Source organism: Jatrophihabitans sp. (assembly GCF_051960575.1).
Lineage (GTDB): Bacteria > Actinomycetota > Actinomycetes > Mycobacteriales > Jatrophihabitantaceae > JBQCEE01.
Window position 1 is genome coordinate 1 of record NZ_JBQCEE010000234.1, and the last position, 5,431, is coordinate 5,431.

Sequence of the window (5,431 nt, forward strand, 5' to 3'; positions counted from 1 at the left end):
GGCCAGATGGACGAGCCGCCGGGCACCCGCCTGCGCGTCGCGCTGTCGGCGCTGACCATGGCCGAGTACTTCCGCGACGTCCAGAAGCAGGACGTGCTGCTGTTCATCGACAACATCTTCCGGTTCACCCAGGCCGGTTCGGAGGTGTCGACGCTGCTCGGCCGCATGCCGTCCGCCGTGGGCTACCAGCCCACGCTGGCCGACGAGATGGGGCAGCTGCAGGAGCGGATCACCTCGACGCGTGGTCACTCGATCACCTCGATGCAGGCGATCTACGTGCCCGCCGACGACATCACCGACCCAGCGCCGCACACCACGTTCGCCCACCTCGACGCCACGACGGTGCTCTCGCGTCCGATCTCGGAGAAGGGCATCTACCCGGCGGTCGACCCGCTCGACTCGACGTCGCGCATCCTGTCGGCCGAGTACATCGGCCAGGAGCACTACGACGTCGCGCAGCGCACGAAGCAGATCCTGCAGCGCTACAAGGAGCTGCAGGACATCATCGCCATCCTCGGCATCGACGAGCTGTCCGAAGAGGACAAGATCACGGTGAACCGGGCGCGGCGCATCGAGCGCTTCCTGTCGCAGAACACGTTCGTGGCCGAGCAGTTCACCGGTATCCCGGGGTCGTTCGTGCCGGTCGAGGAGACGATCGACGCGTTCAAGCGCCTGGCGGACGGCGAGTTCGACAGCTACCCCGAGCAGGCGTTCTTCATGTGCGGTGGCATCGAGGACCTCGAGCGCAAGGCGCACGAGCTGAAGAATGCATAGGCACGCGTGACCGTGAGTGAGCATCGCAGGGCCGCCCGCGGCCCGAGGAGCGGAGCGAACGCAGCGATGAGCGCTTGCGCGAAGAGCCTGGAGGCATAGTGGCTGACTCCATGCAGGTCGAGCTCGTCTCGATCGAGAAGGCGTTGTGGTCGGGCGAGGCGAAGTTCGTCCGCGCCCGGACGGTGGAGGGTGAGCTCGGCATCCTGCCGGGCCACGCCCCGCTGCTCGGCCAGCTGGCCGAGGGGCACCCCGTCCGGATCGACCCGGTGAACGGCGCGTCCATCACGGTGAACGTCGACGGCGGGTTCCTGTCCGTGCGTCCGGACGGTGTGTCGGTGCTCGCCGAATCCGCCGAGGTCGTCTCGGGCGAATCCTGACCGGGACGGGAAGTCAGGAGGCGCCGTGCACACCGTCGATGTCATCGCGGTGTGCGTGGTCGCCCTCGCCCTGATCGTCCTGGCCGCGGTGCTTGCCCGGCAGCGGTACATGTTGCGGCTGCCGGGCGCCATCGCGCTCGCCGTGCTGATGCCATCGCGCAACGGGCGCTGGCTGTACGGCATGGGCCGGTACGTCGGCGGTGAGCTGCGCTGGTACCGCGCGCTGGGCTTCGGATCGCGCCCGAGCCAGGTGCTCGAACGCGGCGCCGTCGAGGTGCTGCGGCGGCGCTCGCCCACACCGACCGAACTCACCTCGCTGCCCGAGAACGTCGTCGTGCTCGAATGCCGCGGCGCGACCGGCCCGTTCACCATGGCCCTCAGCGAGGGCGCCTACACCGGCTTCGTCAGCTGGCTGGAGTCGAGCGCGCCCATCTGATCGCCGGCTGGTCCCCGGCCCCAGTCATCCTGGGCCGCCCAGAACGACTGGCGCGGGGGACAAGCGGGTTCAGGTGACGGCCCAGATGAGGCTCACCCACCCGAAGGCGACGAGCGAGAGCAGCGTCTCCATCACCGACCAGGTCTTGAAGGTCTGGCCGACGGTGAGGCGGAACATCTGGTTCACCAGCCAGAAGCCCGCGTCGTTGACGTGGGACAGGAACACCGACCCGGCGCCGATGGCGAGCGCGAGCAGGGCCAGGTGGGTGCCGCCGAGGCCGGTGGCGATCGGGCCGATGATGCCTGCGGCCGTGGTGGTGGCGACGGTCGCCGAGCCGGTCGCCAGCCGGATCAGCACCGCCAGCACATAGCTGATCACCAGCAGCGACAGCCCCGAGTGGTTGGCGACCTTCGCCATCGTGTCGCCCACGCCCGCGCCGGTGAGCGTGCCCTTGAACCCGCCGCCCGCGCCGACGATGAGGATGATCCCGGCCACCGGCCCGAGGCTGTTGCTGATGCGGTCGGTGACCGTGGTCGAGCCGGCGCCGAGGGCGTAGCCGAAGGTGACCATCGCCAGCAGCACGGCGAGGAACAGGGCGACGAGCGGTTCGCCGATGAAATCGAGGAACGCCTTGCCGGCGTTGTGCTCGCCGTTCATCACGATGTCGCCGACCGCGCGGGCGAGCATGAGGACGACGGGGAACAGGATCGTCGCCAGGGTGACGCCGAAGCTCGGGCGGCGGGGTGTGTCGCGCTCGGCGGTGCGCTCGTCGGCGACGTCGTCGTGCGCGCGGCGGTCGCTGCCGCTGACCCCCTCGGCGTGCTCGACGTCGACGCCGCCGGCCGACGCCGGTGCCTCGACGGGCACCCAGCGCGCGGCGAGCAGCGAGAACAGCGGGCCGGCGATGACGACGGTCGGGATCGCGACCAGGATGCCCAGGCCGAGGGTGACGCCCAGGTTGGCGTTCAGGGCGCCGATCGCGATGAGCGGGCCCGGGTGGGGCGGGATGAGCCCGTGCAGGGCCGACAGCCCGGCGAGCGCGGGGATCGCGACCCGCATGAGCGGCAGGTCGGAGCGGCGCGCCACGAGCACGATCACCGGCAGCAGCAGCACCAGGCCGATCTCGAAGAACATCGGCAGGCCGACGATCATCGCCACCAGGGCGATGGCCCACGGCACCAGCGCACGCGACGAGCGGCCGACCAGGGTGTCGACGATGCGGTCGGCGCCGCCGGAGTCGGCGAGCAACCGCCCCAGCATGGCGCCGAGGGCGATGAGCAGGCCGACCTCCTGCAGCGTGCCGCCGACGCCGGTCTCGAAGTTCTTCCAGGCGCCGACCAGCGAGACTCCGGACGCGATCGCGACGGCCAGCGAGCCGAAGGTCAGCGCCAGGAACGGATGCAGCTTCACCACGCTGATGAGCACGACGATGAGCGCGATGCCGGCCACGGTGACCAGGGCCAGCCGGGTGTCGTGCGAGTTCCACGACGAGGACTTCTCGGCCGCGGCGGCGAGGTGCCGGGCAGCGGCCGGACGGAGGGCGGCGACACTCGCCGCGAGGGCGGTCATGCCCTGCTACTTCCCCGGATGCAGCTCCAACGAAGCGATGATGCGCTCGGCCTGTTCGGCGGGGCTGTGATCGATGCCGATGCGCAGCGCGTGCTCGTCCGGGTCGGGCTCCTCGAGCGCCTCGAACTGGCTGTCGAGCAGCGCCGGCGGCATGAAGTGGCCGTGTCGGGCGGCCAGGCGGGCCGCGATCTCGTCCTTGGTGCCCGCGAGGTGGACGAAGACGACGTGCGCGGCCTGCTCGGCGTCGCCGCGCAGCACGTCGCGGTAGCGGCGGCGCAGGGCCGAGCAGGTGACGACGCCGGGACGCCCGGCGCGGGTGTGCTCGCCGATCCAGTCGGCGATGAGCTGCAGCCAGGGCCGGCGGTCGTCGTCGGTCAGCGCGATGCCGTGCGCCATCTTGTCGATGTTGGCGCGCGGGTGCAGGTCGTCACCCTCGGCGAGGTCCCAGCCCAGCCGTCCCGCCAGCACGCCGGCGGTCGTCGACTTCCCGCAGCCGGACACCCCCATGAGCACGAGGACGGGTTGCTGCGCCACCTTCGTCCGATACCCGTCGTGGGGTGCTGTCTCGCGCCCTAGCGGTCGCCGCCCGGCTTCCACAGCACGTCGCCGTCGGGGTTCGCGACGCGGGACAGGATGAACAGCAGGTCGGAGAGGCGGTTGAGGTAGAGCAGCGCCTCGCGGTTCGTGCGCTCGGGGTCGGCCTCGAACAGGGCCCACGCCGATCGCTCGGCCCGCCGAGCGAGGGTGCGTGCCTGGTGCAGCAGCGCCGCGCCGGGCGTGCCGCCGGGCAGGATGAAGCTGTTCAGCTTCGGCAGCTGCTCGTTGAACTCGTCGCACCAGGCCTCGAGGCGGGCGGTGTAGGCGGGCTCGATGCGCAACGGGGGATAGGCCGGATCGGGCACGATCGGCGTGCAGAGGTCGGCGCCCACGTCGAACAGGTCGTTCTGGATCGTGGTCAGCACGGCCACGAGAGGCTCGGGCAGGCCGCCGAGGGCGATCGCCACGCCGATCGCCGCGTTCGTCTCGTCGGTGTCGGCGTAGGCGGACACCCGCGGGTCGGTCTTGGCCACGCGGGACATGTCGCCCAGCGCGGTCGTGCCGTCGTCGCCGGTCTTGGTGTAGATGCGGGTGAGGTGCACGGCCATGTCTGCCGACGGTAGTGGAAGGCCGAAGTAGCCTGGGTCGGTGCAGGTGCTTCGAGTGACGGGTGGCGCGCGGCTCGCCGGGACGGTCGACGTCGTCGGGGCCAAGAACAGCGTGCTGAAGCTGATGGCGGCTGCCCTGCTGGCGCCGGGGGAGACGACGATCGGCAACCTGCCGGCGATCTCGGACGTGCACATCATGCGGCTGCTGCTGGAGCGGCTCGGCTGCACGGTCGTCGAGGACGAGCACGACGGCATCGGGTCGGTACGCATCACCGTGCCCGAGCGGCCCGAGTCGGAGGCGCCCTACGAGCTGGTGCGCAAGATCCGCGGCTCGATCTGCGTGCTCGGTCCGTTGCTCGCCCGTACCGGCCTGGCCCGGGTCGCCCTGCCCGGTGGGGACGCGATCGGCTCGCGTCCGCTCGACATGCACTTCGCCGGGCTCGAGCAGATGGGTGCCGACATCCGCACCGAGCACGGCTACGTCGTCGCCGAGGCGAGCGACCTGCGCGGTGCGTCGATCTGGCTGGACTTCCCGAGCGTCGGGGCGACCGAGAACATCATGACCGCGGCCGTGCTCGCCAAGGGCACGACGGTGATCGACAACGCGGCGCGCGAGCCGGAGATCATCGACCTCTGCCAGATGCTGGTCTCGATGGGCGCGCAGATCGACGGCATCGGCTCGTCCACCCTCGAGATCACCGGCGTCGACGAGTTGCGTCCGACGCGGCACGACGCCGTGCCCGACCGCATCGTCGCCGGCACCTGGGCGATGGCCGCCGTCGCGACCCGCGGCGACGTCACCGTGCGCGGCGCGAACGCAGCCCACCTCGAGCTGGCGCTGCACAAGCTCAGCCGCGCGGGCGCCGAGGTCGAGACGCTCACCAACGGCTTCCGGATCGCGATGGCCGACCGTCCGCGCAGCTTCGACGTCGTGACGCTGCCCTACCCGGGCCTGGCGACCGACCTGCAGCCGCAGGCCATCGCCCTGCTCTCGGTCGCCGACGGCGTCTCGATGATCACCGAGAACCTCTTCGAGGCGCGGTTCATGTTCTGCGACGAGATCGCGCGGATGGGCGCCGACGTGCGCACAGACGGCCATCACGCGGTCGTCCGAGGCCGGGAAAAGCTCT

General features: G+C 70.9%; 7 protein-coding genes. 4 read left to right on the forward strand and 3 right to left on the reverse strand.

Annotated elements, in window-relative coordinates:
- The 3 genes from atpD to ACTHMS_RS12885 form a co-directional block, all read left to right on the forward strand.
- A partial coding sequence (gene atpD, locus ACTHMS_RS12875; protein ID WP_440307068.1) for a F0F1 ATP synthase subunit beta occupies positions 1-774 on the forward strand: 774 nt, incomplete at its 5' end.
- A gap of 98 nt (positions 775-872) precedes the next feature.
- Complete coding sequence (locus ACTHMS_RS12880) at positions 873-1,151, forward strand: F0F1 ATP synthase subunit epsilon (RefSeq protein ID WP_440307069.1); 279 nt, start codon at positions 873-875, stop codon at positions 1,149-1,151.
- A gap of 25 nt (positions 1,152-1,176) precedes the next feature.
- Positions 1,177-1,587, forward strand: a complete 411-nt coding sequence (locus tag ACTHMS_RS12885) for a DUF2550 domain-containing protein (RefSeq protein ID WP_440307070.1) — start codon at positions 1,177-1,179, stop codon at positions 1,585-1,587.
- 69 nt (positions 1,588-1,656) lie between these two features.
- On the opposite strand, the gene ACTHMS_RS12890 is transcribed toward ACTHMS_RS12885, so the two are convergent.
- The 3 genes from ACTHMS_RS12890 to ACTHMS_RS12900 form a co-directional block, all read right to left on the reverse strand.
- Complete coding sequence (locus tag ACTHMS_RS12890) at positions 1,657-3,156, reverse strand: GntT/GntP/DsdX family permease (protein WP_440307071.1); 1,500 nt, start codon at positions 3,154-3,156, stop codon at positions 1,657-1,659.
- 6 nt (positions 3,157-3,162) lie between these two features.
- On the reverse strand, positions 3,163-3,663 hold the full coding sequence (locus tag ACTHMS_RS12895) for a gluconokinase (RefSeq protein ID WP_440307074.1): 501 nt from the start codon (positions 3,661-3,663) through the stop codon (positions 3,163-3,165).
- A gap of 65 nt (positions 3,664-3,728) precedes the next feature.
- Entirely contained in the window at positions 3,729-4,301 is a 573-nt protein-coding gene (locus ACTHMS_RS12900) for a cob(I)yrinic acid a,c-diamide adenosyltransferase (protein ID WP_440307072.1), read from the reverse strand.
- A 40-nt stretch (positions 4,302-4,341) separates the two neighbouring features.
- Here ACTHMS_RS12900 and murA point away from each other — a divergent pair.
- Positions 4,342-5,431 (forward strand): UDP-N-acetylglucosamine 1-carboxyvinyltransferase (gene murA / locus ACTHMS_RS12905; RefSeq protein ID WP_440307073.1); only part of this gene is annotated, 1,090 nt, incomplete at its 3' end.